Origin of the sequence: Rhizobium sp. Root491 (assembly GCF_001427205.1) — a bacterium.
Taxonomy (GTDB): domain Bacteria; phylum Pseudomonadota; class Alphaproteobacteria; order Rhizobiales; family Rhizobiaceae; genus Agrobacterium; species Agrobacterium tumefaciens.
Genome location: NZ_LMFF01000017.1, coordinates 1 through 26,720 on the forward strand (window position 1 = coordinate 1; position 26,720 = coordinate 26,720).

Annotated in this window: 22 protein-coding genes and 4 pseudogenes; 19 read left to right on the forward strand and 7 right to left on the reverse strand. The window is 57.0% G+C overall.

The genetic code is table 11. From position 1 onward, the window contains the following. A partial coding sequence (locus tag ASD46_RS27600) for a hypothetical protein (RefSeq protein ID WP_156390078.1) occupies positions 1 to 180 on the forward strand: 180 nt, incomplete at its 5' end. Between the two features lie 212 nt (positions 181 to 392). After that, complete coding sequence (locus ASD46_RS27510; protein WP_192939893.1) at positions 393 to 533, forward strand: hypothetical protein; 141 nt, start codon at positions 393 to 395, stop codon at positions 531 to 533. Positions 534 to 1,670: 1,137 nt separating this feature from the next. Here ASD46_RS27510 and ASD46_RS27175 read toward each other — a convergent pair. From ASD46_RS27175 to ASD46_RS20160, 3 genes and pseudogenes are all read right to left on the reverse strand, one after another. After that, positions 1,671 to 1,799: pseudogene (locus tag ASD46_RS27175) on the reverse strand (type IV secretory system conjugative DNA transfer family protein); the annotation flags it as partial. Positions 1,800 to 1,853: 54 nt separating this feature from the next. Beyond that, on the reverse strand, positions 1,854 to 2,162 hold the full coding sequence (locus ASD46_RS20155; RefSeq protein ID WP_060642577.1) for a hypothetical protein: 309 nt from the start codon (positions 2,160 to 2,162) through the stop codon (positions 1,854 to 1,856). A gap of 143 nt (positions 2,163 to 2,305) precedes the next feature. Next, entirely contained in the window at positions 2,306 to 3,220 is a 915-nt protein-coding gene (locus ASD46_RS20160) for a nucleotidyltransferase and HEPN domain-containing protein (protein WP_060642578.1), read from the reverse strand. A gap of 424 nt (positions 3,221 to 3,644) precedes the next feature. Between ASD46_RS20160 and ASD46_RS26690 the strand changes: the two genes are divergently transcribed. From ASD46_RS26690 to ASD46_RS20180, 7 genes and pseudogenes are all read left to right on the forward strand, one after another. Further along, positions 3,645 to 4,043 (forward strand): MobA/MobL family protein (locus ASD46_RS26690; protein ID WP_162248399.1); only part of this gene is annotated, 399 nt, incomplete at its 3' end. 1 nt (position 4,044) lies between these two features. Beyond that, a pseudogene (locus ASD46_RS27605) lies at positions 4,045 to 4,456 on the forward strand (MobA/MobL family protein); the annotation flags it as partial. Position 4,457: 1 nt separating this feature from the next. Further along, positions 4,458 to 5,249, forward strand: a pseudogene (locus ASD46_RS27830) (AAA family ATPase); the annotation flags it as partial. Between the two features lies 1 nt (position 5,250). Beyond that, positions 5,251 to 7,688 (forward strand): annotated as a pseudogene (locus ASD46_RS27185) (AAA family ATPase); the annotation flags it as partial. Positions 7,689 to 7,987: 299 nt separating this feature from the next. Next, the gene (locus tag ASD46_RS20170; protein ID WP_323455135.1) at positions 7,988 to 8,467 is read left to right on the forward strand and encodes an MgtC/SapB family protein; all 480 of its coding nucleotides are present in this window, start codon (positions 7,988 to 7,990) and stop codon (positions 8,465 to 8,467) included. 313 nt (positions 8,468 to 8,780) lie between these two features. After that, positions 8,781 to 9,878, forward strand: coding sequence for a hypothetical protein (locus ASD46_RS20175; RefSeq protein WP_323455136.1), 1,098 nt, complete (start codon positions 8,781 to 8,783; stop codon positions 9,876 to 9,878). A 183-nt stretch (positions 9,879 to 10,061) separates the two neighbouring features. Further along, on the forward strand, positions 10,062 to 12,005 hold the full coding sequence (locus ASD46_RS20180; protein ID WP_323455137.1) for a DKNYY domain-containing protein: 1,944 nt from the start codon (positions 10,062 to 10,064) through the stop codon (positions 12,003 to 12,005). A 40-nt stretch (positions 12,006 to 12,045) separates the two neighbouring features. Here the strand turns inward: ASD46_RS20180 and ASD46_RS20185 are convergent, their stop codons facing one another. Next, positions 12,046 to 12,846, reverse strand: a complete 801-nt coding sequence (locus tag ASD46_RS20185) for a hypothetical protein (protein WP_323455138.1) — start codon at positions 12,844 to 12,846, stop codon at positions 12,046 to 12,048. A 397-nt stretch (positions 12,847 to 13,243) separates the two neighbouring features. Here ASD46_RS20185 and ASD46_RS20190 point away from each other — a divergent pair, with 397 nt between their 5' ends. Further along, a complete protein-coding gene (locus ASD46_RS20190) occupies positions 13,244 to 13,522 on the forward strand; it encodes a hypothetical protein (RefSeq protein WP_035200485.1) in 279 nt (92 codons plus the stop codon). A 428-nt stretch (positions 13,523 to 13,950) separates the two neighbouring features. Here the strand turns inward: ASD46_RS20190 and ASD46_RS20195 are convergent, their stop codons facing one another. The 3 genes from ASD46_RS20195 to ASD46_RS20210 all read right to left on the reverse strand — a co-directional run bounded on the left by ASD46_RS20195 (position 13,951) and on the right by ASD46_RS20210 (position 16,163). Further along, the gene (locus ASD46_RS20195; protein ID WP_035200484.1) at positions 13,951 to 14,400 is read right to left on the reverse strand and encodes a hypothetical protein; all 450 of its coding nucleotides are present in this window, start codon (positions 14,398 to 14,400) and stop codon (positions 13,951 to 13,953) included. Between the two features lie 437 nt (positions 14,401 to 14,837). Beyond that, complete coding sequence (locus ASD46_RS20205) at positions 14,838 to 15,590, reverse strand: hypothetical protein (protein ID WP_244878286.1); 753 nt, start codon at positions 15,588 to 15,590, stop codon at positions 14,838 to 14,840. 105 nt (positions 15,591 to 15,695) lie between these two features. Next, on the reverse strand, positions 15,696 to 16,163 hold the full coding sequence (locus tag ASD46_RS20210; protein WP_035200482.1) for an Lrp/AsnC family transcriptional regulator: 468 nt from the start codon (positions 16,161 to 16,163) through the stop codon (positions 15,696 to 15,698). Positions 16,164 to 16,283: 120 nt separating this feature from the next. Here ASD46_RS20210 and ASD46_RS20215 point away from each other — a divergent pair, with 120 nt between their 5' ends. The 9 genes from ASD46_RS20215 (at position 16,284) to ehuC (ending at position 26,716) form a co-directional block, all read left to right on the forward strand. Then, entirely contained in the window at positions 16,284 to 17,762 is a 1,479-nt protein-coding gene (locus ASD46_RS20215) for an NAD-dependent succinate-semialdehyde dehydrogenase (RefSeq protein WP_060642583.1), read from the forward strand. 14 nt (positions 17,763 to 17,776) lie between these two features. Beyond that, positions 17,777 to 19,180, forward strand: a complete 1,404-nt coding sequence (locus tag ASD46_RS20220; protein ID WP_060642584.1) for an aspartate aminotransferase family protein — start codon at positions 17,777 to 17,779, stop codon at positions 19,178 to 19,180. A gap of 159 nt (positions 19,181 to 19,339) precedes the next feature. Beyond that, on the forward strand, positions 19,340 to 20,788 hold the full coding sequence (locus tag ASD46_RS20225; protein ID WP_060642585.1) for a PLP-dependent aminotransferase family protein: 1,449 nt from the start codon (positions 19,340 to 19,342) through the stop codon (positions 20,786 to 20,788). Between the two features lie 68 nt (positions 20,789 to 20,856). Further along, positions 20,857 to 21,876 carry a hydroxyectoine utilization dehydratase EutB gene (gene eutB / locus ASD46_RS20230; RefSeq protein ID WP_060642586.1) on the forward strand — a complete coding sequence of 340 codons (1,020 nt, stop codon included), beginning with the start codon at positions 20,857 to 20,859 and terminating at the stop codon, positions 21,874 to 21,876. Beyond that, on the forward strand, positions 21,873 to 22,886 hold the full coding sequence (eutC, locus tag ASD46_RS20235; RefSeq protein WP_013761009.1) for an ectoine utilization protein EutC: 1,014 nt from the start codon (positions 21,873 to 21,875) through the stop codon (positions 22,884 to 22,886). The genes eutB and eutC overlap by 4 nt, the downstream gene beginning before the upstream one ends. Continuing rightward, the gene (gene doeA, locus ASD46_RS20240) at positions 22,883 to 24,061 is read left to right on the forward strand and encodes an ectoine hydrolase DoeA (protein WP_060642587.1); all 1,179 of its coding nucleotides are present in this window, start codon (positions 22,883 to 22,885) and stop codon (positions 24,059 to 24,061) included. The genes eutC and doeA overlap by 4 nt, the downstream gene beginning before the upstream one ends. Before the next feature lie 3 nt (positions 24,062 to 24,064). Beyond that, positions 24,065 to 25,078 carry a N(2)-acetyl-L-2,4-diaminobutanoate deacetylase DoeB gene (gene doeB, locus ASD46_RS20245; protein WP_013761011.1) on the forward strand — a complete coding sequence of 338 codons (1,014 nt, stop codon included), beginning with the start codon at positions 24,065 to 24,067 and terminating at the stop codon, positions 25,076 to 25,078. Positions 25,079 to 25,138: 60 nt separating this feature from the next. Next, complete coding sequence (gene ehuB / locus ASD46_RS20250; RefSeq protein ID WP_004431450.1) at positions 25,139 to 25,990, forward strand: ectoine/hydroxyectoine ABC transporter substrate-binding protein EhuB; 852 nt, start codon at positions 25,139 to 25,141, stop codon at positions 25,988 to 25,990. Between the two features lie 60 nt (positions 25,991 to 26,050). Then, complete coding sequence (gene ehuC / locus ASD46_RS20255; RefSeq protein WP_013761012.1) at positions 26,051 to 26,716, forward strand: ectoine/hydroxyectoine ABC transporter permease subunit EhuC; 666 nt, start codon at positions 26,051 to 26,053, stop codon at positions 26,714 to 26,716. The last annotated feature ends 4 nt before the right edge of the window (positions 26,717 to 26,720 follow it).

Here is a 26,720-nt window from a genome sequence, read left to right on the forward strand (position 1 = left end):
TGGAAAACAACAAGCAGTCAGCTCATCAACATGATTTCTTTAGAACGAAAGACTTCGTCGCCAGCAGCGCCGCCGCCCTCGTTCAGTGAGCGGACTTATAGAGAGCAGTTTGCGCCTACGTCAATGGGCAAAAAAGAAAATCCTTGGAAAAAAAACGGGCGCCAAAATTCCGTAAAATAATCAACACTTTGGCGGCATCGACGTCGTCTGGACAGTTATTTCCAGAATTACGATGGCATTGTTAGTAGTCCGCTTTCACCATACAGAGTCTTAAGCCTACTACGGCGGTGGTTGGGTTGCGCCACGAGTGCAAGCTTGATCGCCGAAACATTTCGAGTGAGTGCTATCCTTGAGGATAGCCAATTCCAAACAGCAGAATGGAAATGCTCGAAATGTCTGATGGTTCTTGGGTAGATTGGTTTCCTTTCGTCTTTTTCCCGGCCAAGGTCATAGTGCTCGGCATAGGCATGTATTATGCGATCAAGTGGCATCACGATCAGGCGAAGAAAGATTGCGAGACCAAAGGGCACTGAGCGAGGCCCTACTGTCCGTCGCTCAAGCCCGCATTGCGTTGCTGGCTGAAGGCGACGAGAGCGGCAAGCAGTTGCAGCGCCTCCCCGGCGAATTATCAGCCTCATAACTGTCGCGGAACAACGGGCGAACTATGTGAGAACATCCGCGCCAATTGATCTACATTAGATTTTTCCCAATGAGAGCATTGGCTTACCTCTATCAAAAGCCGCTCCAGATAGCTGGAAGCGGCATGCTTGATGAAATAAATAGAATACGAGTAGCCAATATTCGGGAAAGTATTTGAGCTAGAAAAACGGTGCTCGTTCCCATTAAACGTGGAGATCAATCGAGACTTTCACTCAATTTGTCAATTAGCTCTCAAGGATATGCTTAATCTGTGAGCCTCCGCCCATGGCGTCAACGACAGTGCGCCAGCCGTTCGGTGCGCCTTTCCGATTGGGTCCCAGGTCGCTATCGCCTCGTAGAGCGGAGGTCGATCCAGATTTTAAGCGTCAAAACACCTGTTTGCAGGTATACCCAGATAGATTATCAGCCCAAAAAGTGTCATGCCCGGGGTGTCACAAGCGTGAGGAGCCCCACAGCTCATGTGGGAGCTTACGGCATAGTAAATGAGATACGCAATCGACCCAGAACCCGCTATGTCGTAACACACCGCTCCGGTTCCAAAATCGCGTTATTCCGGATTTAAGATATCATAAGTAATTCTTTAAATTTGAACTAATCGATTATGGATCATATGCGATCCTAAAACTATCGGCTGTCTCGCCTAGAACGACAGAAGCGTGAATAGAGCAGTCCGGTATAGCTCCGGCCTGTTTCGCCCATCCCGATCCGGGCCGCGCCAACGATACAGCGGACGCATTCATGGTCGTTGTCGTTGAAAACACGCAGCACGCCTCCACTTTTATTCCTTCACAGCAAGACGCACGCCCGTCCTGCCGCTCACTTCGGCACTATGGGGAGCGCGTTCGCGTCAGGACAGGCTGGATCACCGCGTACCATATTCCGTTGCAGTGGGCGCCTGTTCTCGGGGCTTGCCGAGCCATATCCACTTCCCACTAGGGTCAAGGTAGCACGAGGGCCGCGCGTACAATGGTGTGACGGGTTGCCCAACCGCCTTCTGGACACGCTTCCCGTCAGACTGGATCGAACATCTCCCTGAATTCCGGATCGGCAAAGTAGGCAAGCTTTTCAGCGAAAACTGGTCGTTGCCCGGCCAGGAACAGCAACTGTCCGTGCGCCGGCAGATTGCGCACCTCATCAGGGCGCGGCGGCTCGCATCATGTTCTTGAATGCGTCCCGAGAAAGTCGCAACCGGTTCATGGAGCGCCCTGCCCGCTGTCGCCACCCTCTCCCGTGCCCGGCAGTCCTTGTCCGATCAGATCGTCAAACAGCGCCTTGTCATTGTCGCGCGTCAGAAAGCCCGGCAGTTCGCGGCGCAGCCAGTCACCGAGTTGTTTGTTGAACTCCTGATCATCCGAGGTCTCGAGTTGATGCAGAACGAGCGACCCGATCAGGACCTTGCGGCGCATATCGTTGTTGCGCTCGGTTTTCGAGAGCCGGGCCTTGAGGGCGGAACGTTGCGCATCCAATTCAGCCAGGCGCTGTTCGATTGTTTTCCTTGCCACGACCGCGGCTTTGCTCCTGGAAGACAGACCAGTTTCTATGAGGAGATCGACATAGCGATTGTGAGAGTAGGTTTGACCATATGGTTCATGACGCTGTGGTCGCCGTCACCTGAGTACAGGAGACTTTGTGCTACCAGTGAAGCTCAGTCGCTGGCGTTCGCGGCCTGTTCGAGCTTTTCGATGTGCTCGCGGCAAAGCGTCTCAACCAGCTTGTGAAGTTCCGCGGTCCGCTCCTGAAGCCAGCTGAGCGCCTCTTCGGAAACCTCGAAACGCTTCGAATAGCGTGCCTTGACGTAGGCCTCATTCAGGATGTTGTACCATGTGGTAAATCGCTGACGGTCGCGCGGCCAGATGTCGATCAGACGGCGATCCCTATCCTCTGAAAGTCCACGCAGGAATTTGAGGTTATGTGAGGCCGGCGTGTAATTTGTGTGCGTCAGCAGATAGCAGGAGTAGGCTGTTTCAACTGATTGGTGGAGATTGAATGTTGCGAGGTTGATGTTTTCTTCCTGCACAAAGAATTTCGAACCTTTCAGAAAATCGACTGCGTTCCTAAACTGCTTTTCGAAATGCTCCTCGGCCACCCTGATTGCATCGGCAGGGCTGAGTTGTTTCGCCTCGGCGAGCGGCCGGTCATCGAGTTCGTAAAGAACAACACCTTCGCGGGCGAGGTCGACGAAGAAGTACTGGCCATCATGCAAAAAATTGCTGATCTCGCGAGCGCCATGCACGATAAGCCCCACGGGTGTCTCGATCTCCTTGTCCCACATCAACCGGTCTGTTGTCTTGTCCCAGTATTTGGGGTCGGCAAGTTCCTTGTTGCTGACGATGACAAGGATGTCGAAATCCGAGCGATAGCCTTTCGACGTATGCGGTTCATCCACCCAGGTGCCACGCGCGTAAGAACCGAACAGAATGATTTTGAAGATCCGCCCATCCTTCTTGGCGTCAGACTTGGAGCGCTCCACCAGATCAGCAAACTCTTCCTGAATAATTCCGACGACGCGCGCAAGCTCGCGTTGCTTTCGTTCCGGCAAATGTTCAAGGCTGGTCTTCATGTCTGCTCCGTTTCTGGACGGTATCCTGTATGGTCCATTGTAAACTTGTTTGAAACTCCGATTTTTGGTAGCCACCAAGCGAATGCCTGTCTTACGGGACTATCCACTGCGCGTTACCTGCGCCCTCTCCTGTTTGTCGAGCCGCGCCTGCAATATCTTCCTCCACTCTTCCAGCTCGCTTGTCCCTTGTCCTCTGTCCCTGATCAGTCGTGCGATCAGCCTGCGCCTATCGCCCTCCCCTGATTGACGCGATTGTGTCCCTATTCAAACACGAGCAATTGCCACTTGGCGACTACTACTTTTAGTAGTCGAAATCGCTGTTCGATGTTGCTAGCGTCGCCACCGGTAAACAGACAAGGGCGCACTTACGACTTGCAGCGCCTTTGAGCGTTTGGTCTCCCCGTTTGCGTATCGGAGATTTCGTTTGGCGATTTATCATCTCAGCACCAAACCTGTCTCGCGGTCATCTGGCCGCAGCGCTGTGGCATCTGCCGCCTACCGTTGCGCGGTTCTTCTCGTCAATCGTCGCGATGGCCTTGTGCATGACTTCACCCGCAAAGAGGGTGTCGAGCATAAAGAGATCGTGCTGCCGCAAGGCGTGCCTGCCGATTGGGCTTTGGATCGTTCGGCTTTATGGAATGCTGCCGAGTTCGCAGAAAAGCGCAAGGATGCCCGTGTCGCCCGTGAATTCGAAATCGCGCTTCCACATGAGCTTTCGACAGAGGGGCGACTGAAGGCTGCGCGTGCCTTTGCTCAGGATCTGGCAAACCGCTATGGCGCGGCCGTGGATTTTGCAATCCATTCGCCAAGTGAGCATGGTGATNGGGCGACTGAAGGCTGCGCGTGCCTTTGCTCAGGATCTGGCAAACCGCTATGGCGCGGCCGTGGATTTTGCAATCCATTCGCCAAGTGAGCATGGTGATATCAGGAACTACCATGCGCATGTGCTGATGACGACGCGACAGGTTCGCGAAGCCGGCCTTGGCGAGAAGACCTGTCTTGAGCACAAGAACGCACGGCTGCTGGCAAATGGCATGGCGACAACCGACATGCAGCTTCGCGATATCCGGCAGTCATGGGAAGGCATCGCCAACCGTCAGCTTCAACGCGAAGGCCTGGATGTTCGCATCGATCATCGCTCGCATATTGAGCGCGGCCTTGAGTTGTCGCCGACCGAGCATATGGGCGTGCATGCGTCGCAGATGCGCCAGCAAGGAATGACCGTCGAGCGCGGGCNGGAAGGCATCGCCAACCGTCAGCTTCAACGCGAAGGCCTGGATGTTCGCATCGATCATCGCTCGCATATTGAGCGCGGCCTTGAGTTGTCGCCGACCGAGCATATGGGCGTGCATGCGTCGCAGATGCGCCAGCAAGGAATGGCCGTCGAGCGCGGGCGGCTGGATGACGAGGCAGCACGGCAAAATGCCGAAGTGATCCGCCAAAAACCGGAACAGGTTCTGACGCTGATCAGCCATGAGAAGAGCGTGTTCGATCGCCACGATATCGCCAAAACCTTGCATCGCTACATCAATGATGACGCCCAAACATTCCAGAACGCCTTTGCATCTGTCATCGCCTCACCAGCGCTCGTTGAGCTTCAGGCTGAGCGCATCGATGCCGAGACAGGCGAAGTGTCCAATGCGCGCTATTCGACGCAGGACATGATCGACCTGGAACTTGGCATGGCGCGATCGGCGGAGCGGTTGCATCAGGCGCATTCCCATGGCGTCGATCCTTGCCATGTCGAGCGCGCCATGGAGAGGCAGGATCGCTCTCTTCGGAGAAGCTCCGGCGGAATGTTAGCTGCAAGCGATCCGTCAGCGGGATTGTCGGACGAACAGCGTCATGCGATCGCGCATATTACAGGGCCAGAACGCATCGCTGCTGTGGTCGGGTTTGCCGGTGCTGGAAAGTCCACCATGCTGGCAGCGGCTCGCGAGGCGTGGGAGGCTCAAGGCTATCAGGTCCATGGAGCGGCGCTGTCCGGAAAGGCTGCCGAGGGTCTTGAGGAAAGTTCTGGCATAGAGAGNGCGTGGGAGGCTCAAGGCTATCAGGTCCATGGAGCGGCGCTGTCCGGAAAGGCTGCCGAGGGTCTTGAGGAAAGTTCTGGCATAGAGAGCCGCACGCTGGCGTCATGGTCTTACAGCTGGGACCATGGCCGGGATCTGATCGGTCGCAGTGACGTGTTTGTCATTGACGAGGCCGGCATGGTCGGGAGCCGGCAGCTCGCCCGCTTTATCGGAGAAGCGGAAGAGCGCGGCGCAAAGATCGTTCTTGTCGGCGACCATGAGCAGCTGCAGGCGATCGGAGCCGGTGCATCCTTCAGGGCGATTGCCGAGCACATTGGTCATGTCGAACTTTCCGGGATACGCCGCCAGCGCCATGATTGGCAGAGGCAGGCATCGGTAGCCTTTGCGACCCACAAGACGGCCGAGGGGCTGGCCGCCTATCGCGATCACGGCGACATCCTCTTTGCGGAAAGCCGCGAGGAGGCGATGGCGCAGATCGTGCGTGATTATGTCGCCGACAGTGAGAAGCGTGCCGATGGCACCCGGGTTGCCATGGCGCATCGCCGCGCTGATGTGCGCGCCCTCAATGCCGCCATTCGTTCTGAACTTCAAAACAGACAAAAGCTCGAACGCGGCCAAGAGTTGAGCGACGGTGTTGACCGTGGGGATGGTGAGGCCGGTCGCGAACTCACCTTCCAGACCAATAACGGCTCGAAAACAACCGCGACCTCGGCGTCAAAAACGGCATGCTTGGCACGGTCGAGCATGTGGAGCCGGGCAAGATCATCGCCCGGCTCGATGGTCGAGGCGGCGACAGTGTCAGCATTCCGACAGACAGCTATCAGGCAATCGACCACGGCTATGCGACGACGATCCATAAAAATCAGGGAGCGACGGTGGATCGCGCCTTTGTGCTGGCGTCGAGCACCATGGACCGGCATCTGACCTATGTTGCCATGACAAGGCATCGCGACGGCGTGCAGCTCTATGCCGACATCAAGGAGTTCGCCAATGCGGGCCGGCTGGTTGATCACGGCGTTGCGCCCTACGAGCATAATCCCCAGGCGCGAGAAAACTATTTTGTGACGCTGGAGAACGACAAGGGCGAGCGGCGCACGGTGTGGGGCGTCGATCTCAGGCGGGCCATGCGAGGTGCATCTCCCGCGATCGGGGACAGGATTTCCCTGCAGCATGAAGGCGCCACGCCTGTCACGCTTCCGGATGGCACCCAGGCCGAGCGCAATGCATGGCGTGTCGTCAAGGGTAACGCGTTGGCGTACGAGCAGCTGACAAGCCGTCTGTCGCGTTCCGGCGCGAAGGAAACCACGCTGGATTACATCAGCGACTTTGCCGAGCGGCGCGGGATCGCCAGCGACCAATGGATCGCAAGCGGCCAATGGATCGGGCAAGAGTTTGGGGTGAGAAGCGAGATTGAACTTGCTTCCGCCCAGGATGAGCGTCAAGAGGTCTTGTCCCGTTCGGCCCATCTGCAACGGGAGCAGCAGGACCGGCCATCGGAGCGTCAGCAGGTTTACGAGGAACGTGCCGGCGATCTGGCCGGCCCTGTTCACCGCGAAGATCAGCACAGGGCTGAGGACAACAAAGGCTATCGCCGCATTCGGTGGTCCGACGTCATGTCGCAAGACGGCGCCATCCCTGCCCCCACAGAAGATGTCAGCCAGCAATTGCCGACGGAACCCGGCAAGCCCATTCCGCTGGTGCCAGCGATCACCCGTCACGACCGCAGCATCGAACAGGTAGCACGGGAAAGAGCGATGTCCGTCATCGATCACAGATTCGATACGGTGGAATCTCTCGCGCGGCACGTGTTCCGTGATCCGGTCGAAGTCGCCGCAAGACTGCGCACCGCGATGACCGAGAAGGAAGGCAATGGAAAAATCATGGCGAAAGCCATGGCCGAGCAACCCGAGCGGTTCGGGGAGCTACGCGGCAAGTCAGGTCTGTTCGGAAACAACAAGGAGCGGAAAGAGGCGCTGCAATATGCCAGGTCTCTGTCGGCCCATATTGGCTATGTCTCCGAGGCATGGCAGCGCCGGCTTGGCGAAGAACGCGCGAGCGAACAATGGCAGCGTGAGCAGCGTGACGTCATCGAGGTTCCCGGCCTCACCTCCCGTAGCGCCGAGATCATCGCCAAGGTGGAGAAAATGCCGTTGGAGAAGCGGAGCCAGTTTATCTCAGAACTGCGATCGTCACCTGAGGGGCAAGCCGCGCTTGATGAGGCCAGGCTGGTGGCCGAAGCGCTCACGCGGCGGTTTGGTAGTTCTGATCCTCGCAGGTTCGCCGAAGAGCTAGCGGCACGCCCGGAACTCGCAAAGCAGGCCGAGCACATTCAGATGACCGCCCGTATCGTGAACCGAACGCGCATGGCCGAGCTTAGCCATGACCACGCACTCGGACGGCAGCTTAACCGGTCGCAGGGGCTTGGATTGAGCCGATAGTATGCGCCGACGACAACATTGGCGTCTTTTAATCGGTCACCCCTAAAAGTGAGCCGCCCTTCCAAATTTCCTAGGCGTCCCGATGCACCTATCCCCGTTAAGCGCTCGAGACGGCTTCCCTCAGCAGTTCATCAGGACTGAATCAAACAAGCCGAGCTGTCCGGCGAAACGGGGTACACTCCAGCCTGCCTACAGAGGGCCCCCGAAATTGGGTCACACGAAGCCCAAGTAGTCCAGCGGCCTGCGCCCTGCCCGCCATCCTCGAAGTTAACGAGGATATCCGCACGGGCGGCCAGGTGGTGACGGGGATAGGCTTCCTTGGCGCAGGACTAATTATGCGCGACGGCCTCAACATTCGCGGGTTGAGCACGTCGGCGACAATATGGGCTACGGGAGCGATCGGCGTCCTCGCGGGTTGTGGAGAAATTTTCGAGGCTGCTGAGGCAACGCTTCTGATCTTGCTGATCAACATAACCTCCCCCAGAGCTGTTCTGCTCATCAAGCGCTTTGTTCCACAACACCCAGTCGAGTCACAACGTCGTAGGGTTGAGGTCCGCACGACCACGGAAAGCGAAACCGAGGTCCGGTCGAGTTTGATGAGCCAAACGCGTGACGATCAACTAGCAGTCACATCACTCGCACGCCGCGTCAATTCACTGGATAGGAACATCACCATTGATGTCACTATTTCAGGTGATGACGTTAACGACGAAGTCATGAGCGTTCTTGTGCAACCTCTTAGCTTGCCGCCAAACATTCTTTACTGCACCTTCACGTAGTTTGGAGACGCCACGGCCGGTTCAACGACAACGCCATAGCCGCCATGTTCGCGCACACGAACATCACATTCCCTTGACATCTGTTCTCGGAGATTTTTGAGAGCTGTCACGATTTCGGCCGTCTGACGCTTTTTCCAATGACGTTTCCATGAGAGTCTTCACCAGTCTAAACTCAGAGGTTGTGTCGCCGTACTTTTCATTGCACGGTTAGGCAGAATTATAATTTTTGATGTTGACCGGGGAGCGGATGGTACACGGAGAGAAATGCCGGTCTTTTGCATGTGTGCTTGTCGCAACTTCGGTCGCCGTTACGATGTTCGCCGGAACCGGTTTTGCACAGGATAACGATAGTGCCGTTCAAAATGCCGTACCGGTGATGAGAAAATTCGATTTCTCAGCGCCAGCCCTCAATCTTGAAGGGACGCTTTCCCCAAATGCTACGGTCGAAACCGTACCAATGAGTCCGACGGAGCCTGGCACAATCGGTAATGTGAAAGTCATCGGAAAAATAACTTCAGATTCGTCCAGTCCGAAAATCGAGACGACCTTTATCGGGTACAATCTGCAGGCGCCATCGGCAGCGTTCCGGATCTGCACTTACCAGGCAGACACTGCTGGATACACAACGCGCGTCTCAAAAGTTGCATCGGACCTGACAGAAGCTATGCTTCTGGGCACCAAGGATCAGAGCGGCGAACCACATAGCGCCCTTATCAGCTATTGCTTCTCTCGCGGGAAGCAGGCGCTGGGCATAAATTTCGTTGCAGATGTCAGCAACGCGGCGGATGCTGACGCGGCTTATGATCTGGTAGTTCGGGCTGACAAGTATGCCGTTGCGTTCATTGACAGCCTCTCATGGGAAAATGGAGAAGAATCAAGCTTTGGGGAGGAGCTGCAATCGGTTCCTGTTCGGATAGGCAACGAGCGGATCGCACTCCGCATCCCGGACCAGTGGGAAATACCGATCAACGATTTTCATGGCGCTTTGCCGGCCGAGTTGCACATGATCCGGCGCAAGGGCGGAAGAGATGTTGGCCTGGTATGGCTGCTCGTTCAGGACATGAAGGAAAAACCGGACCTGGAAATGGCCGGAGCCACGATCGTGAGGGATTACTTTGTCAGGCAGACACCTGATGCCCGGCCACCCGCACTGATATCGAGTGAGGAAGACAGTCTGCTTGCAAAACAGGGAATCCCCGCACGCACCTTCCGGTTTTCAGTAACAGACAAAAAAGGTCAGGACAGCGGCGATATAGATGCGACAGTCATATGGCGGAATGGGCGCCTGCATGTACTCACCCTTTGGTCAGCGTGGCCCTCCGCCGCCGATAACAGCAACTTCTTTTCCCGTCTTCCAGCTCTTACTGTCTACGATATCGTGCGACAAGCCATGGTAACAACGCAGCAATAAGGTACGGCGCAGATAAAAAACCAAAGCGCACAAAATGAATAAAAACATCAAACTAGGGTATTTTCTTAAAGTAAAAAAAGCCTGTTTCCTTCTGGTGTTTTGAGCCGCAAAAAATGGCGCAAGATAGACAGGTAAACTGGCTTGGAACCACGGCTGGCATTGACACCACAGATCGGAGCGGACTTGGGCGGAACTAAGCTGATTGAACTTTTCCCACTACCCTATGCCCATTGGTATGCGGCCACTCTTTTTGCCGAGGCCGGATATGCTGCGTCACAGATATTCGAGCGTCTCAACATAGATCCCGCGCGCTGGCAACGGTTCCGAGAGCGCTACAGCCAACTTCATTACGCCAATACAAGTTGGGTTACGGCCGCGTTCAGGCGGGACGGACTTCCCGAACCCGAACAGGATCGGGCGCTTTTCCAGCGTCTGACGGGGAATGACGGCATCGGCCTACCGGTAACAGAACCCTTCAGCATGCGCACAGAGCTTGCGGCTTTGCGGCGGGCAGTCGAAGCTAATCCTCGTATCGGCCCCTTCGCCAATGTCGACTGGGTCGCGCATTACATCGGAGAAAGACGATTCCCGACCATCCGCTATATCCACAATGGCCATCAGGTCTATGTGGACGGCGCACCAATCCGCGACCGCAAGGGCGTCCCGTTGTCCGGGGTCGACCCCTTCACCTTTCGACAGCTTGGTGACCGCTGGTTTTGCGACGATAGACATGTCTACGGCCAGGGCGAGACACCAACGAAGCTTTTCTGGTTCTCAGCGCGCGGCGCCGATCCGGACAGCTTCACCGTTCTGAACCAACGTTATGGTGTCGACAAGGCCGCCGGTTATTACATTACCAACTTGCGCCTTCCCACCGAGGAGCCGGGTACATTCGGGATCGTCAGCTATTATTACGGCAGCGGCCAGAAACCGGGCATCCGTATCGAAGAGAGTCACTACGCAAAGGACAGTCGCAAAGTCTATGCTTACGGGGTCGCGATTGAAGGCGCGGATCCGGCCAGTTTCCATTCCATCGGCGACGAAGGCAGATATTTCGCTGACAGGAAGCATGTCTATTGGGAGAAGAGCCTGATTCCCGACGCGGACCGAGAGAGTTTTGCCTGCGCATCAGAAGCAGGTCAGTATCGCGCTTATGACAGCGAGCGGCCGTACTATGCAGGGCAACCTCAATCAGTTTCGGCAGAATTTGAGTCTTGGAGCGGCTATTTCGAGAACCATCCCGAGATTGCCGACAGCTGGTGGCACCGGGAGAAGGCACGCCGTGCGGTAAGCGCGTCTGTGGGGAATGAGGCAGTACCGATCGGCGGTCTCTATTACAGCGATGGACGCCGGATTCTGGTTAGGCCACAGCGTCCGCAGGAAGCCGAATGGGTCTCACTCGATCATTTCGACCACGACAGCTTCCGACACATCGTTGATGTGTTCGGGCAGGATCGGCACGGCCTGCGCTACTTCTTGCCCGGCCTCGAACATTACGGGATGGAGCCCATTAAGAAAGCCGATCCCGCGAGCTTCGGAAAGCTCGACGGCCCATGGTTCAAAGACAAGCAGCAGGCCTATTACATCGACAGTACAGCACCTTTACCAGAGCTTGCTGTCGTCAAAATCGACATGGCGAGCTTCGAGGTTTTGGGCGGCGCCTATGCTCGTGACGCAAAAGGGCTGATCGTGGAAGGTGTGCGCAAGCGCGGCATCGACAATCCCGCAGCGGTGGAATCGCTCGGCTATTCCTTTGCACGGATGGGCGATACCCTGCTTTATCGCGGGAAGCCCATCAACCGGCCCGGCAAGGTCAATCCCGCCACAGCGCGTGGTGTCAACGATCAGCTTCTGATTGATGCGAACGGCGAGATGCTGTTCGGAGGCAGTTATCGCAAAAAGATTCCTGGAATCGATCCAGCCATTCTGCATTTCCTCAACCGTGTATTCGCAGTTGACGCACGACATGTTTACGCGATGACCGATACAGGACTGCTGCTCATTGAGGATATTGAACCGGGCGAAGTCGAGCTGGCCGGCCTCTACTCGATCCGGGTGGGTGACACACAGCTCCACGTTTCCGGTGGCATCGTAAGGCGGTTACGACCCGAAGATACAAGTGGATGAGTAATGCCTGAGATCAAAGCTCCCGGCGAGGCTGGGTGGGTCAGTAGTGACGAGCGGCGTGCGGAGGTGCCAGGGCGGTGAAACCTGCGCCGTTGAAGTCATGCAGGCGCGAGGAAAACTCAATAGGCATGACATCACCGGATCGGAAGTCGCTTTTTGCCAGCCTATAGAGGCACCCGCCGCGTGCAAACACCAGATCGCCGCCATCCCAGTCTGCCCAATCCGTTTCCGGAAGGTCGACAAGCAATGTTCCGTCCCGGTCATACACGCGGTAGTCCAGTCCGTACCACGCCTTTTGACTGCGACCGATCGAATGAAGAACCATCTGAAGGCGCCGGCCGTTTGCACCCGGTTTTTGCAGGACACGCGGCTTATTGAAGCTGTAAAAGGTCGAGGCCTTCAGGCCATTGGTTTGCCCCTCACCGGCGTCGATCACACGCCAACCGTCACGCGCAAGTATGTAGCCGCTGATGGGCTCGTCCTCTCCACGTCCCGACAATATACCGCACGGGTCCACTTGCATGCCTCGCTTCAATCGAAAACCTGGAGCGAGCGAGACGCGGTTATCGTCAAACGGATGGTTGAGAAGCAATTTGTTCTCGTCTTCGAAAACACCGCCTCCTCCCCACGCGTCTCCTTTTGGCCAAAGCGTCAGTGCGGTGAAGAATGGCGGCTTCGATATGGCCGTCCAGCTCCCGTAGGGCGGGCGATTTGTGGCCGCGAAGTAGACCAGAAGTTCTCCGGAAGGAGAAAGATCGCAGCGTCTCTCGTAGACCCGTCCCTTCAACCATTGACCATTTTCAAAAGTGTCGGTGCGCAAGTCCCAGCGAACGAGCTGCACCAGCCGGCTCGGGCCGCGCCGAAATATGACACCTGTTCTCGCTGACCGTGCCAGGATCACATACAGCCTCGGTGCAAGTGCCTTCCGAGAAGGATCTACAGTCTGCTTGCCTTTCTCTACAGCCACCTGAGCAACTTTCTTCCGGCACTATCTGATGCCGTCATGTAGGACGTCACATGACAGTTTATCCCTGTGTCCGCATCGAGCTTGCGGAATTCCATCTCTCACCTCTCCGAAATACCGCGCAACACCATTGTCAGATACTGGACGAAAAAATCGACATTGCGTAGTTTTAAACATCAACTGCATCCATTGAAGCGATTTGACACTTCGTCTCCCACGATTTGATCCAAACCCGGATACGTCGCCGTTTCAACCGATCGCACAGGAGAAACGCTTGCTGATACTTGAGATCGTCATTTTTTCTGCGGCTCTTATCGCGGTTGGCCTTCTGGCTGTACAACAGACTATCGCGCAGGTTCGGGAGTATAATTTCTACAAGAAGAACGGTGGTGATTTTTCTGTCGACAGCAACATGGATCACGTAAGACTTGACAGATCCATGCACTACAACGACCTCCGCCTCACGAACTGGCAGCGATTTTATCTCTTCCGCCCGGCTTGCATCGCGATGCTCGTCTTTGTTTGGGCTATGATGATAGTCTCCTTGCTTTAACTGAAGCGCCAGGCTTAGGTTGCCCTTGGCATTGCTCGTCGACCAGACTGGTTCGGCAAGCCTCCTGCAGCGCCTCACCGGTGCCAAGACAATGCTATTTTGTTCGGCAAGCGGTCGGAGGCACTAGCGATCTTAGTCATTCGGTTTAGGCCGAGGTCGAAATTCGACGTTCCTGCGTATAGCACTGCGATTGCGCGTGGCCACGCGGGCTGTTCAAAGCCACCTCACGTTAAGCGGATACAAATGCTTCTTCTGGCTCCGCAAATCTGCAAGATGCGCCTAAACGCTGACCTCGAGGTCCAAATCGTTTACCTTCGTGATCGCGGTCGTTCCGCTCTTGGTATAGATGACCTTGGTGCCGGCCAGCGAAAAAATTCCCAGACCCTTCCCGCACATCCGTGATCAGCCCTCAGTGGGTTCGTCCGCCCTTACCCGATCGTATAGTTCGATGCTACGCCGCGAAGATGTGTGACCGTCGCTTGCGACAAAACACCACTGCCCAGATACTCAGCAAAGCTGTATGAGAATATGTCACTTCGTTCTATCGTCTGGACCAGATTGGTATCACCAAAAACAACGAGGTATTCGTGATCCTCCGGCGCCCAGATCCAGAGATCATGACCTGAAAAATGGATCAGAAGGCCATAAGGCGAATTTTCAAACAGTGCATCAAGCACCAACCCGACCGGTCGCGGTGCAAAACGGCGCGGAAGCTGACCGAACTCGTAAGCAGCAAAATCAATCTCGTCACTCCCGATACGCGCGGCCACAAGAGCGACTTCCTCCTCGCTTGGAAATTCGGGATAAATCCTCGCCGCGAAATTTCTGTTTCGAATGGCCTGATGATCCAGCGTGCAATCTTTTCCAATGAAGTCCATAATTAAACCCCAGGTCCGTCATTATAGCGTATCTCGGTCTGACGACCGTTTGGCCTACGTATCTGCAACGTCGGACGACCGTCAGAGCTTCCCGGACGGACGGTAACCTTGCTGCCGTCTTCCAGTTCCCCCGTGCGGCCCGGCCCGTATTGTGTTTCGATACCTTTCTCCTTGCCCGGTTTGGGAGCAGCCCACCGGTGTCCAGCCTTGGCCATCGCACAGAATTCTCCATCTGTCGGCCGAGAATTGTAATAGATTTGCCAACAGCTCATGTTGGGTTCTTATCGCTTTCAGCGCGATGTCACGGCTTGAGCCACCCGCATTGAGCATGCGTACATAGTATTTTTCCACTGGCGCTCGGTGGAATGGAGCTCTAGCCAAATTCCCGCCGGCGTAGATCCGTCGTCAAATTTCACTGGCTTTGATAACATGCTGCCTCACCTCCCCTCATAGAATATATGTTGCTTGTCCATAGGCACCCAAGGCATGAACGGGTTACTGTCGTGGGAACGCGCACCCGAATAGAATTTCTCGGTCATTTCTACCGACCTCTGCAGTGCATAGCCGGAATCAGGGAAACCGTATTTAGTGGGATTGACCTGCGTATCCCTAGTGATCGAGTTGATGATACGGTCCTGTTCCGCGATACAATCAAACTGCTTTTGATAGGTATATTCTTCCGACTTCCATTCACGGAAAAATGGATGAACGTTGTAGGCTTGGAATGGGTATTCCTCGCATTTTGACCGGGACAACTCGTTCCACAGCGAGTACCATTTTTTAACTCGCCAAAAGCCCATCATGGAACCCAAGGACGCGCCAACCAGGGTGGCCTCGGTTTTGACATTGAGGGCCGCCGCCCTTTTGAAAAGATTGCGGGCGTCGGCAAGATAATATGTCCCGACCCCTATTGCCGCATCAACAGAAGCCCCTGAGACCCACCCCATGTTGTAATACAGATCGTTGATACAAAACAAATTGAGAGCGCTCATTCCGTTCTGTTGCGCAGCAAGAAAACAGTAAATTTTCTCAGCGGAATCATACTGGTCTCCCGCTGTCGGGATGTCCGATATGTCCTTTGCGGTTTTCATATCCTCTATCGTCTTGAGTTGTTCGGAAGCACCGCTGCCCTGACCGATCCTCATCGACTGCCCGCCGCCGCGTTCAACGCGCTTGGCGGCATTGGACATGCCATAGCCGCGAGGTCTGGATGGGTAGAGAGGTCTCAGGAAACGTTTATCAGCCTCTTCAACCACCCCAGACGTCTAGTGGCGAGATCTGTGAATCGCAAGTCGTCAAACCTCGATCGGAAAGGAGAATCCGGCCTTTACCCGGTCCATGACGACCATGGTCTTGAAGCCCTTGATATCGTGGTTTTCGTAAAAGAACCGCCGGGTAAAGGCCTCATAGTCCTCCATGTCCTTGGCGGTTATGACCAGAATGAAGTCGGCATCTCCCGTCACATAATATCCGATCATCACTTCACGGGTCGCGCGGATGGCCGCCTTGAAGCGATCGACAATATCGGCGCGTTCGCGCTCCAGTGAAACGAGCACGATCATGGTAATGCCGCGCCCAACGGCCTTCGGCGACACGATGGCGACATCCGCTTCGATGACGCCATCTTCGCGCAGACGTTTGAGGCGCCGCTGGCATGCGGTCGGTGAAAGATTGACGAGTTGCGCCAACTCTTCCGACGTAAGGCGATTGTTTTTTTGAACGGCCTCAAGCAACGCCTTGTCCGCTCTGTCGAGAGTATGCATGCACAAATCCTGCGTACGGAACCTAAAATAAGCGAAATTCCGGCTTGAACGATATAATTAACGCAGTCAACCGCTCAATGCGCTTCATTAGTCTCCCTGTAAATCTACCGGGAGCTCCATATGAGAAGTATTGCAAGCACTGCATTAAAAAACCTGCGGCGGCCCGATTTGATCGAGCGACGCGCATTTCTCCATGGCAGTTGGGCTGCTCGTGATGAAACGCTCAGTGTCATTGATCCGGCGACCGGAGAAGATCTCATCGGTGTGGCGGCATGTTCGCTTGAGGATGCGGATGATGCCGTCAGTACCGCGAAAAATGCCTTTCCAGATTGGCGCGACAAGCTTCCAACCGAACGCGGGCAAATCTTGCGTGAATGGGGCAAGTTGATGCGCAACAACGCGCATGATCTCGCCGTCATAATGACGGCCGAACAGGGCAAGCCGCTCTCGGAGTCGCTTGGTGAAATTGCTTACGCTGCCAATTTCCTTGATTGGTTTGCCGGCGAAGGCGAGCGCGCCTACGGCGAGACGATACCGAGCCATTTGCCCGACAGTCGTGTCTCGGTCCAGATGCAGCCGCTAGGCGTCACTGTGGCCATCACCCCGTGGAACTTTCCCTCTGCTATGATCACCCGCAAAGCGGGCGCAGCGCTTGCCGCTGGCTGCACAATGATCGTCAAACCGGCGCCTGAAACACCCCTCTCGGCGCTCGCTTTGGCAAAGCTCGCTGAGGAAGCTGAAATGCCCGCCGGCGTATTCCAGGTCATCACCGGTCACGCAGCACCACTTGCGCACCGCCTGTTGCAACACACCGATGTGCGCGCATTTTCCTTTACCGGCTCGACTGAAATCGGTCGTATTTTGCTGGCCCAATCAGCGGCGACCATCAAGAAAGCCTCGCTGGAACTTGGAGGTCACGCGCCCTTCATCCTGTTCGACGACGCCGATGTCTCCAAAGCCGTAAAAGGTTGCATCGGGGCGAAATTCGCGACATCTGGGCAGGACTGCCTCGCTGCCAACCGGATTTACGTCCAGCGAGGTATTTATGACCGCTTCGTCAGTCAGTTCGGCAAGGCAAGTGCCGAACTCAAGGTCGGCCAAGGTTTCGAGGCTGGCATCGATATAGGGCCGATGACACGCCCCTCCGTCGCTGAAAAGTGCCGCAAGCAAATCGCGCAGGCCCTCTCTGCCGGTGCACAGCTCATCTGCGGCGGGCAGGACAGTCCGCTCGGCGGCAATTTTGTCACCCCGACCGTGCTGGCCGATGTCACAGACGACATGCTGATCGCGCGGGAGGAGACCTTCGGTCCGGTGGCCGCGATCTTGCCATTCGATGACGAGCGGGAGGTCGTGCGACGCGCCAACTCGACGGAGATGGGGCTTGCGGCCTATCTCTACACCAACGATCTCGGCCGGGCGATGCGTCTGACGCATCAACTGGAATATGGCATGGTAGCCGTCAACACGCCGAAATTTACCGGCGCGCCCGTTCCCTTCGGCGGCTGGAAACAGTCCGGCCTTGGTCGTGAGGGCTCGCGTCATGGTCTCATGGAATATCTCGAACCCAAATATGTCTGCTTCGGCAACTTAGCTGCGTGAAAAGGAACTCGCCTATGACAATCGACGTCAAGAATATTGCGGAAATGGATCGAAACGCCGTTTTGCACCCTTTCACGCAGCTCAAGGATTTTGCCAGCGGCAAACTCGGCGAGCCCACCATTGTCGAAACCGGCAAGGGCATCCGCATTCAGGACGCGCACGGCAAGCAGTTGATCGACGGTTTCGCCGGTCTTTATTGCGTTAATGTCGGTTATGGACGTACCGAGGTGGCTGAGGCGATTTCACGTCAGGCCTACCGCCTTGCCTATTATCATTCCTATGCCGCCCACACGACGGATGAGCTGGCCATCCTTTCCGATCGCCTCGTCAGAATGGCACCAGGCAAAATGAGCAAGGTCTTCTACGGCATGTCAGGGTCAGACGCCAACGAGACACAGGCCAAGCTCGTTTGGTATTACAACAATCTGCGCGGCAAGCCGCACAAGAAAAAAATCATCTCCCGCGAACGGGGATATCACGGCTGCAGCGTGGTTTCCGGCTCAATGACCGGCATGAGTTTTTATCACGACCATATGGACCTTCCACGGGCCGGCATCCTGCATACAGGCGTTCCGCATCACTATTGGGGCGCAGAAGCCGGTGAGACGGAGCTGGAATTTTCGACGCGGCGCGCGGAAGAGCTGGACGCACTTATTCTGCGCGAAGGACCGGACACGATTGGTGCATTCATCGCCGAGCCGGTGCTCGGAACGGGCGGTATCACACCGCCGCCGGAAGGTTACTGGCCGGCCATTCAGGAGGTTCTCAAAAAATACGATGTCCTGTTGATTGCCGATGAGGTTATTACCGGCTTCGGCCGCACGGGTTCGATGTTTGGTTCACAGCATTACGGCATCGAGCCAGATCTGATCACCGTCGCTAAGGGCCTGACCTCCGCCTATTTCCCGCTTTCCGGCGCTATCGTCGGGGAGAAAGTCTACAAGGTGATGGAGGAAGGCGCGGATCGCGTCGGCGCCTTCTCCCACGGCTACACCTATTCCGGCCATCCTATCGGAGCGGCGGCTGCAAACGCCGTGCTCGACATCGTCGAAAAGGAAGACCTGCCAGGCAATGCACGAGCCGTTGGGAGCTATTTCCAGGAACAACTGAAGGCGAAGTTCGCTCAGCTTCCGATCGTCGGCGAGGTGCGCGGTGTGGGACTGATGGGCGCTATCGAATTCGTGGCGGACCGAGAAAAAAAGACGCGTTTTGCCCCTCAACTCACGGTGGGTGCACGCGTTTCCAAGGCAGCGCGCAACGGCGGTCTCATAGCACGCGCCATGCCGCATGGCGATATTCTGGGCTTTGCACCGCCGCTCGTTACGACCCGGGAGGAGGTCGACGAGATCATCGCCATTGCTGAAGCCGCTGTCCGCAGTGTCATGGATGATCTTGTCCAGGCCGGCGAGAAAATCTGATCGGCAGCTTCAGTTTTCAACGTCGCAAATGCTGCTCATTTCGACGGCAACTGCGCCTCTTTGCAGCGCAGTTGCTGTCTGCGCTGCATAAGGCTTCATCTTTTCATAGAAGCATGCATAATGTCATGAAATTACCTTCGTCGAAAACGAGACAATTTCATGCGTCGTCAAGCCAATTCACCCAGCCCAGATCCAGTTTCCCCAACGAGACCGGTGGCATGGCGACCGACGCTAGCCAAGCAGAAAGGCGAAACGAAACATTCCGCACTGACGGAACGCATCATTGCTGATATCGACGCCGGCGTTCTGAAGCCGATGGACCGCATGCCGACACACCGCGATCTGGCCCGCGAACTCGGCCTTTCTGTCCAGACGGTCAGCCTTTCCTACAAGGAGGCGGAGCGGCTTGGTTATCTCAGCGGCGAAATTGGCCGTGGAACCTTCGTGAAGACGCGGGTGACGGAGCGGGCAGGTCGCATGATGCTTGATCACAGCCCAACCGAGGTGCTCGATCTATCCATCATCCGCGGCGTTTATCTCGATGACCATGAAAATGCCTCGCGCGCCATTCTTCGCGAGATGGCCGATGGTGACAATTCTGGCTTCATGCGCCCCTGCCGGCCGGTCGCGGGGCTCGAGAGCCATCGCGAAACGGCCAGAACATGGCTTGGCATGATGGGCGTGACCGCCGGTCCGGAACGCATTCTTGTCACCAATGGCGCGGCGCACGGCATTTTTCTCGCTCTGAGCTGCATTATCCGCTCTAATGACGTGGTGCTCTGTGAAAACCTGACCGACCACGGCATTATCGGCCTGTCTAATATCCTCGGCTTCAGCCTAAAGGGCTTACCCACCGACGAAGAAGGCATTTTGCCCGAAGCGCTGGAGGCCGCCTGCGCAGCCGGAGGTGTCCGCGCTCTGGTGCTCATTCCCACGCTTAACAACCCGACCGGGCATGTGTCGGGCGCAGCGCGAAGGCAGGCCATCGCCGCAATTGCCGAGCGGTACGGCATTTTTGTCATCGAGGACGAGGTCTACCGTCCGATGATTGAGGATGATCTGCCATCCATCACCGAAATGCTGCCTGATCTCGGCTTCTTCGTCACCAGCTTCACCAAGACAGTGTTGACAGGGCTGCGCGTCGGTTATCTCGTCGTGCCACCCGCCTATTCCATCCGCGCCGCCTCCATCCTGCGTGTGTCGAGCTGGAGCGGGACATATCTCACGGCCGAGATCGCTACCCGTTGGGTCGAAAACGGAACGGCACGGCTGCTGCTGGATGTCCAGCGCACCGAGGCCCGTGCGCGGCAGAAAATCGCCATGGACATACTGGGCCACCATATAGGGTCGACCCACCCCCTCTCCCTCTGCGCTTGGCTGAAGGTTCCCCAGCGCTGGACGGAGGACGGCCTGGTGCGCGCGCTCACGAACCAGAACGTCGCGGTAACTCCGTCAGAACCATTTATTGCCGGTCCTAGCCATGGCGGCGGCATTCGCATATGCCTCGGCGGCCGCCTCAATCATGCAAGCCTCGCCAGGGCTTTGACCACTGTGCGGCAGACATTCGAGCAACTGCCGCCGGTCTACGATATTGGGTCAATCGGCTGAGGTTGCCAGCCGAAAATCATTGAATCATTACAATATAATAATTGACATGATTTTATTTCGCTCTCAACATGACAATCATGAAGAGCGAAAACCTGTCCATATCCGCCGCCGACAACTTGCTTCCAGTCTCACTGGCCGCGATAAAGCGAGCAGCGGCGCGGCTTGCGGGACAGGTGGAGCGCACACCGCTGGTTCGCTCGGACTTTCTCTCTGAGCGCTGTGGTCATCCCGTTCATCTCAAACTTGAAACCCTTCAGCCCATCGGCGCCTTCAAACTGCGCGGCGCGATGAACGCCATTCTCTCGCTGGACGATACGACGCGCCAGCGTGGCCTCGTCACCGCCTCGACGGGCAATCATGGCCGGGCGGTGGCCTATGCCGCAGACAAACTCGGCATCCCCGCCACAATCTGCATGTCGGCGCTGGTGCCGGCAAACAAGGTGGAGGCGATCCGCGCGCTCGGCGCGGAAATCCGGATTGTCGGCAGATCACAGGATGATGCGCAGGAGGAAGTGGAGCGCCTGACCAAAAGCAGAGGCTTGACCGCTATCCCGCCTTTCGATCACGCCGACGTCGTGGCTGGCCAGGGCACTATCGGCCTCGAGGTCGTCGAAAACATGCCTGAACTGGAGACAATTCTCGTTCCTCTATCGGGCGGTGGCCTTGCGGGCGGTATCGCCGTTGCGGTGAAGGCGCTGAAGCCGGAGGCACGTGTCATCGGCGTTTCCATGCAGCGGGGCGCGGCCATGCATGCGTCAGTCACTGCCGGGCGGCCCGTCACCATCCAGGAAGAAGAAACGCTGGCGGATTCGCTGGGAGGGGGGATTGGATTGAAAAACCGGATCACATTTGCGCTCTGCCAATCTCTTCTCGACGAGATCGTGCTGGTATCCGAGGAAGAGATCGCAGCCGGCATCCGCCATGCGACGCATGAAGAAGGTCTGACGGTCGAGGGTGCCGGCGCAGTCGGTTTCGCGGCGATCCTCTTCGGCAAGGTGGACATCACCGGCCCAACCGCGATCATCGTGTCGGGTGGAAATATCGATCCGGCGGTTCACAAGACGATCATCGAAGGGCCTGCCGCATGAGCCAAATCACCATCCTAACCGAAAAAGATCTGCGCGCTGTCGTGAAGCTCGACCTGTCGGCAGTCGAGTGCGTGGAGCAGGCCTTTGCAGCGCTCGCAACCGAAGCGGTCGCCATGCCGCCGATCTTGCGGCTCGATATACCAGAGTTTCGTGGCGAGGTGGATGTAAAGACGGCTTATGTGCCGGGTTTTGACGGTTTCGCCATCAAGGTCAGCCCCGGCTTTTTCGACAATCCCAAACTCGGTCTGCCGAGCCTCAACGGGCTGATGATCCTCTTCAGCGCAAGGACCGGACTGGTGGAGGCCCTTCTTCTCGATAACGGCTATCTCACAGATGTGCGTACCGCCGCAGCCGGGGCGGTCGCAGCACGGCATCTCGCCCGCGAAGACGCTTCCGTCGCAGCAATTTTCGGAGCGGGCATGCAAGCCCGTCTGCAGTTCGATGCGCTGAAACTGGTGCGACCCATTCAATCCGCACGCATCTGGGCTCGTGACCATCAAAAGGCCGAGGTGCTCGCAGGCGATCTGGCACGCGAACACGGAATAGAGGTCATCGCCGCGGCCGATCCGCAGACCGCTGTCCGGGGCGCCGACATCGTCGTGACCACGACGCCAGCCGAAAAGCCGATACTGTTTGCCGGCTGGCTTGAAGAAGGCCAGCATCTGACGGCCATGGGATCGGACGCCGAACACAAGAACGAGATCGATCCGGCCGTATTTTCCAGGGCGCGCTATATCGCAGACCGGCTTTCGCAGACCCGAATCCTCGGTGAATTGCACCACGCTATCGCCGCGGGGCCTGTCACGCTGGATCAAGAATTCGCCGAGCTCGGTGCTGTCATCGCTGGCAAGGCACGCGGTCGCGTATCGAGGGGCGACATCACCTTTGCCGATCTGACCGGCACCGGAGTGCAGGACACCGCCATCGCCAATCTCGCGTTTACCCGCGCAAAAGACGGCGGCAGCGGCCAAATCATCGAAAACAGTGTGAAAATGGGAGACGCAGCGTGAGCGTAACGCTGAACTTTACGCGCGAGGAATATGCCGCGCGCCTGTCCAAAACCCGCGACGCCATGGAAAAGGCAGGCATCGACCTGCTTGTCGTCACCGACCCATCCAACATGCATTGGCTGACGGGCTATGACGGCTGGTCCTTCTATGTCCACCAATGCGTGTTGGTGCCGCCGCAAGGCGAGCCGATCTGGTATGGCCGCAAGCAGGATGCCAATGGCGCCAAGCGCACCGCCTACCTCGCCCGGGACAACATCATCGGTTATCCTGACCACTACGTTCAATCGACCGAACGGCATCCGATGGATCTGTTGTCGAAGATCTTCGATGACCGGGGCTGGTCAGGCCTGTCGATCGGCGTCGAGATGGACAATTACTATTTCTCGGCTGCTGCCTTTGCATCCTTGCGGAAACATCTGCCGAACGCCCGCTTCAAGGATGCCGCCGGTCTTGTAAACTGGCAGCGCGCGGTCAAAAGCCCGACCGAACTCGACTATATGCGCAAGGCCGGCAAGATCGTCGAGCTGATGCACAAACGTATCGTTGACGTAGTCGAGCCGGGCATGCGCAAATGCGATCTCGTCGCCGAGATCTACGATGCCGGCATTCGTGGCACTGCGGAATTCGGCGGGGATTATCCCGCGATCGTACCGTTGCTCCCGTCGGGTGCCGATGCTTCTGCGCCGCATCTGACATGGGACGACAAGCCGATGCGCTTGGGCGAAGGCACTTTCTTTGAAATCGCCGGCGCTTATCGCCGTTATCATTGCCCGCTCTCTCGCACTGTCTTTCTCGGCAAGCCGACGAAGGCGTTCCTTGATGCGGAGAAGGCCACGCTTGAGGGCATGGAGGCCGGTCTTGCGGCTGCCAAACCCGGCAATACCTGCGAAGATATCGCCAATGGGTTTTTCGCGGTGCTGAAAAAATACGGCATCATCAAGGACAACCGAACCGGTTATCCCATCGGCCTCTCTTATCCGCCGGACTGGGGCGAGCGCACCATGAGCCTGCGCCCCGGCGACCGCACGGAGCTGAAGCCCGGTATGACGTTCCATTTCATGACCGGTTTGTGGCTGGACGACATGGGGCTCGAAATCACCGAGAGTATCGCCATTACCGAAACGGGTGTCGAATGCCTCTCCAATGTGCCGCGGCAACTGTTCGTGAAAGGCTGAGAGATGTTAAGCACCGCGCTACGCCCCTCACCTATCACGTCGTCGGTCGATTTTGACAGGAAAGGCGTGCAGCACGGTCATCTGCGGCTACCATACAGCCGCGATGACAGTGCATGGGGGTCGGTAATGATCCCGATCTGCGTGATCGCCAACGGCGAGGGGCCGACAGCCCTTTTGACCGGCGCCAATCACGGCGACGAATATGAGGGGCCGGCCGCACTTTTCGAACTTGCCCACACACTCGATCCAGATGACGTCAGCGGGCGTATCATCATCGTGCCAGCACTCAACTATCCGGCCTTTCGCGCGGGAACACGCACCTCGCCGATCGACCGCGGGAACCTCAATCGCAGCTTTCCCGGTCGTCCGGACGGTTCCGTGACGGAGAAGATCGCCGATTACGTGACCCGCCATCTGTTACCGCTTGCGGATATCGTTCTTGATTTTCATTCAGGCGGCAGGACGCTTGATTTCCTGCCTTACGCTGCCGCTCACGAATTACCCGACAAGATACAGGAAGCCCGGTGCTTTGAGGCGGTGGCAGCTTTTGCTGCCCCCTATTCGATGAAGATGCTGGAGATTGACGCCGTCGGCATGCTGGACACAACGGCCGAGGAACTGGGAAGGGTCTTTGTCACCACCGAGCTTGGCGGCGCGGGCACGGCCAGCGCAAAATCGATCGACATCGCCCGCAAAGGCACCATCAACCTGCTGCGCCATGCAGGCATCCTGACCGGCGCCGCGGTGCCGGCGCCGAGCCGCTGGCTGGATATGCCCTCCAGCGACTGCTTCACCTTTGCCGAAGATGACGGGCTCGTCGTCTTCGTCCGCGATCTCGGCGACACGGTCAAGGCAGGTGAAACCATCGCTAGGGTCTACCCTGTTGGAAAAACAGGTCTTGCGCCGGTCGAATACCGCGCCTCTATCAGTGGCGTGCTCGCAGCGCGCCACGTTCCCGGCCTCATCAAGGCCGGCGACTGCCTTTCCGTCATCGCCACGGTCACGGAGAATACCTAGTCCGAAGAATGAAGTGAGATCCGAAAACGGACCACGCAACCCAACCAGAGGAGTTAGAACATGAATATGACAAAACTCGCCGGGCTTTCCGCCCTTGCTCTTTCCATCAGCGTGACAGCGGTCAGCGCACTCACCCTTGAGGAGGTGAAGAAGCAAGGCTACATTCGCGCAGCGACTGCCAATGAAGTGCCCTATTCATACATGCAGCCCGACGGCACCTCTGCCGGCATCGGCCCCGATGTCGCGAATGCAGTTCTGAAATCGATGGGCATCGAGGAGGTCAACTGGACGGTGACCCCATTCGGCACGCTGATCCCCGGGCTGAAGGCGCGTCGCTTCGATTTCGCAGCCGCCGAACAGAACATTTCGCCCGAGCGCTGCAAGCAAGTGGCCTTCACCGAACCGAACTCGTCCTATGGCGAAGGCCTGCTGGTGAAGAAAGGCAATCCTAAAAAGCTGACCACCTATGCCGATATTGCCAAGGATCCTGCATTGAAGGTCGCCGTCGTATCTGGCGCCAACAATGTAGACTTCCTGCGCGCCGTCGGCGTCAAGGAAGATCAGATCGTCTTCATCCCTGCCAATGCAGATGCCATCCCCACTGTCCAGAGCCGCGCCGATGCCTATGCCGCCACGGAACTGACAGTGTCAGAACTGGCCAAGGGCCAAGCCAATGTCGAGCAGGTGAAGCCCTTCGTTGATCCTGTCGTGAAGGATGCGCCTGTGCGCAACTACGGCGGTTTCGCTTTCCGGCCGGAGGACAAAGAATTGCGTGACGCCTTCAACGCCGCGCTCGTCGAATTCCGCAAGACCGACGACTACAAGAAAATCCTCGCAAAATACGGCCTCTCCGAACAGAGTATCGCGGCAGCGGCCGAAAAGAAGGTCGCCGATCTCTGCGCCGGAAAATGACGCCAGCCGGCGCCCGTGCGTTACCGGGCGCCGATTACCATGAACTCGGGAACACTCCAGATGGACATGACCGCCTACCTGCCGATGTTGTGGCAAGGCGCCGTCGTCACGATGACGATGACGCTCGCAGCCCTTGTTGTCGGCACGGTACTCGCCTTTTGCTTCGGCATTCTTCGCGTCGAGGGTGGACCAATCCTCTCGACTGTCGCATTGTGCTACACTGAGGTGTTTCGCGGCACCTCGCTGCTGGTCCAGCTTTTCTGGTTCTATTACGCGCTGCCGCTCGTCGGTCTGAGTTTCGATCCGGTCACCACCGGCGTCATGGTGCTCGCCGCCCATGCGGGTGGGTATGGCGCCGAGATCGTTCGCGGCGCGTTATCTTCCGTTTCGGTGCAGCAGCTGGAAGCCGCACGAGCGCTAAACTTCACGCGGATGCAGACGCTGTTTCGCATTTCCTTGCCGCAGGCGATCGTCGAGATGATGCCGTCCTTCGGCAATCTGGCCATCGAAACGCTGAAGCTTTCCTCACTCGTATCGCTGATCTCGATTACCGACCTCACCTTCGCGGCACAGTCTATCCGCAACCTGACGCTGGATAGCACCAGCATCTATTCGATCACACTCCTCTGTTATTTCGCGATGTCGCTGATCCTGATGGCCATCATCCGGGTGATCGAACATGTCGTGCGGCGCGGCAATGTGTTTCCGCGCACTCGCCATTCGTAAGGAT

What these genes read in the sequence shown, in the direction of transcription:
- ASD46_RS20215 (WP_060642583.1), top strand. Translation starts at nt 16,284, where the DNA reads ATGAGAAGTATTGCAAGCACTGCATTAAAAAACCTGCGGCGGCCCGAT.
- doeB (WP_013761011.1), top strand. Translation starts at nt 24,065, where the DNA reads ATGTTAAGCACCGCGCTACGCCCCTCACCTATCACGTCGTCGGTCGAT.
- ehuC (WP_013761012.1), top strand. Translation starts at nt 26,051, where the DNA reads ATGGACATGACCGCCTACCTGCCGATGTTGTGGCAAGGCGCCGTCGTC.
- ASD46_RS20205 (WP_244878286.1), bottom strand. Translation starts at nt 15,590, where the DNA reads ATGTCCAATGCCGCCAAGCGCGTTGAACGCGGCGGCGGGCAGTCGATG.
- ASD46_RS20210 (WP_035200482.1), bottom strand. Translation starts at nt 16,163, where the DNA reads ATGCATACTCTCGACAGAGCGGACAAGGCGTTGCTTGAGGCCGTTCAA.
- ASD46_RS20195 (WP_035200484.1), bottom strand. Translation starts at nt 14,400, where the DNA reads ATGGACTTCATTGGAAAAGATTGCACGCTGGATCATCAGGCCATTCGA.
- ehuB (WP_004431450.1), top strand. Translation starts at nt 25,139, where the DNA reads ATGAATATGACAAAACTCGCCGGGCTTTCCGCCCTTGCTCTTTCCATC.
- ASD46_RS27510 (WP_192939893.1), top strand. Translation starts at nt 393, where the DNA reads ATGTCTGATGGTTCTTGGGTAGATTGGTTTCCTTTCGTCTTTTTCCCG.
- ASD46_RS20160 (WP_060642578.1), bottom strand. Translation starts at nt 3,220, where the DNA reads ATGAAGACCAGCCTTGAACATTTGCCGGAACGAAAGCAACGCGAGCTT.
- eutB (WP_060642586.1), top strand. Translation starts at nt 20,857, where the DNA reads ATGACAATCATGAAGAGCGAAAACCTGTCCATATCCGCCGCCGACAAC.
- ASD46_RS20220 (WP_060642584.1), top strand. Translation starts at nt 17,777, where the DNA reads ATGACAATCGACGTCAAGAATATTGCGGAAATGGATCGAAACGCCGTT.
- ASD46_RS20225 (WP_060642585.1), top strand. Translation starts at nt 19,340, where the DNA reads ATGCGTCGTCAAGCCAATTCACCCAGCCCAGATCCAGTTTCCCCAACG.
- eutC (WP_013761009.1), top strand. Translation starts at nt 21,873, where the DNA reads ATGAGCCAAATCACCATCCTAACCGAAAAAGATCTGCGCGCTGTCGTG.
- ASD46_RS20175 (WP_323455136.1), top strand. Translation starts at nt 8,781, where the DNA reads ATGTTCGCCGGAACCGGTTTTGCACAGGATAACGATAGTGCCGTTCAA.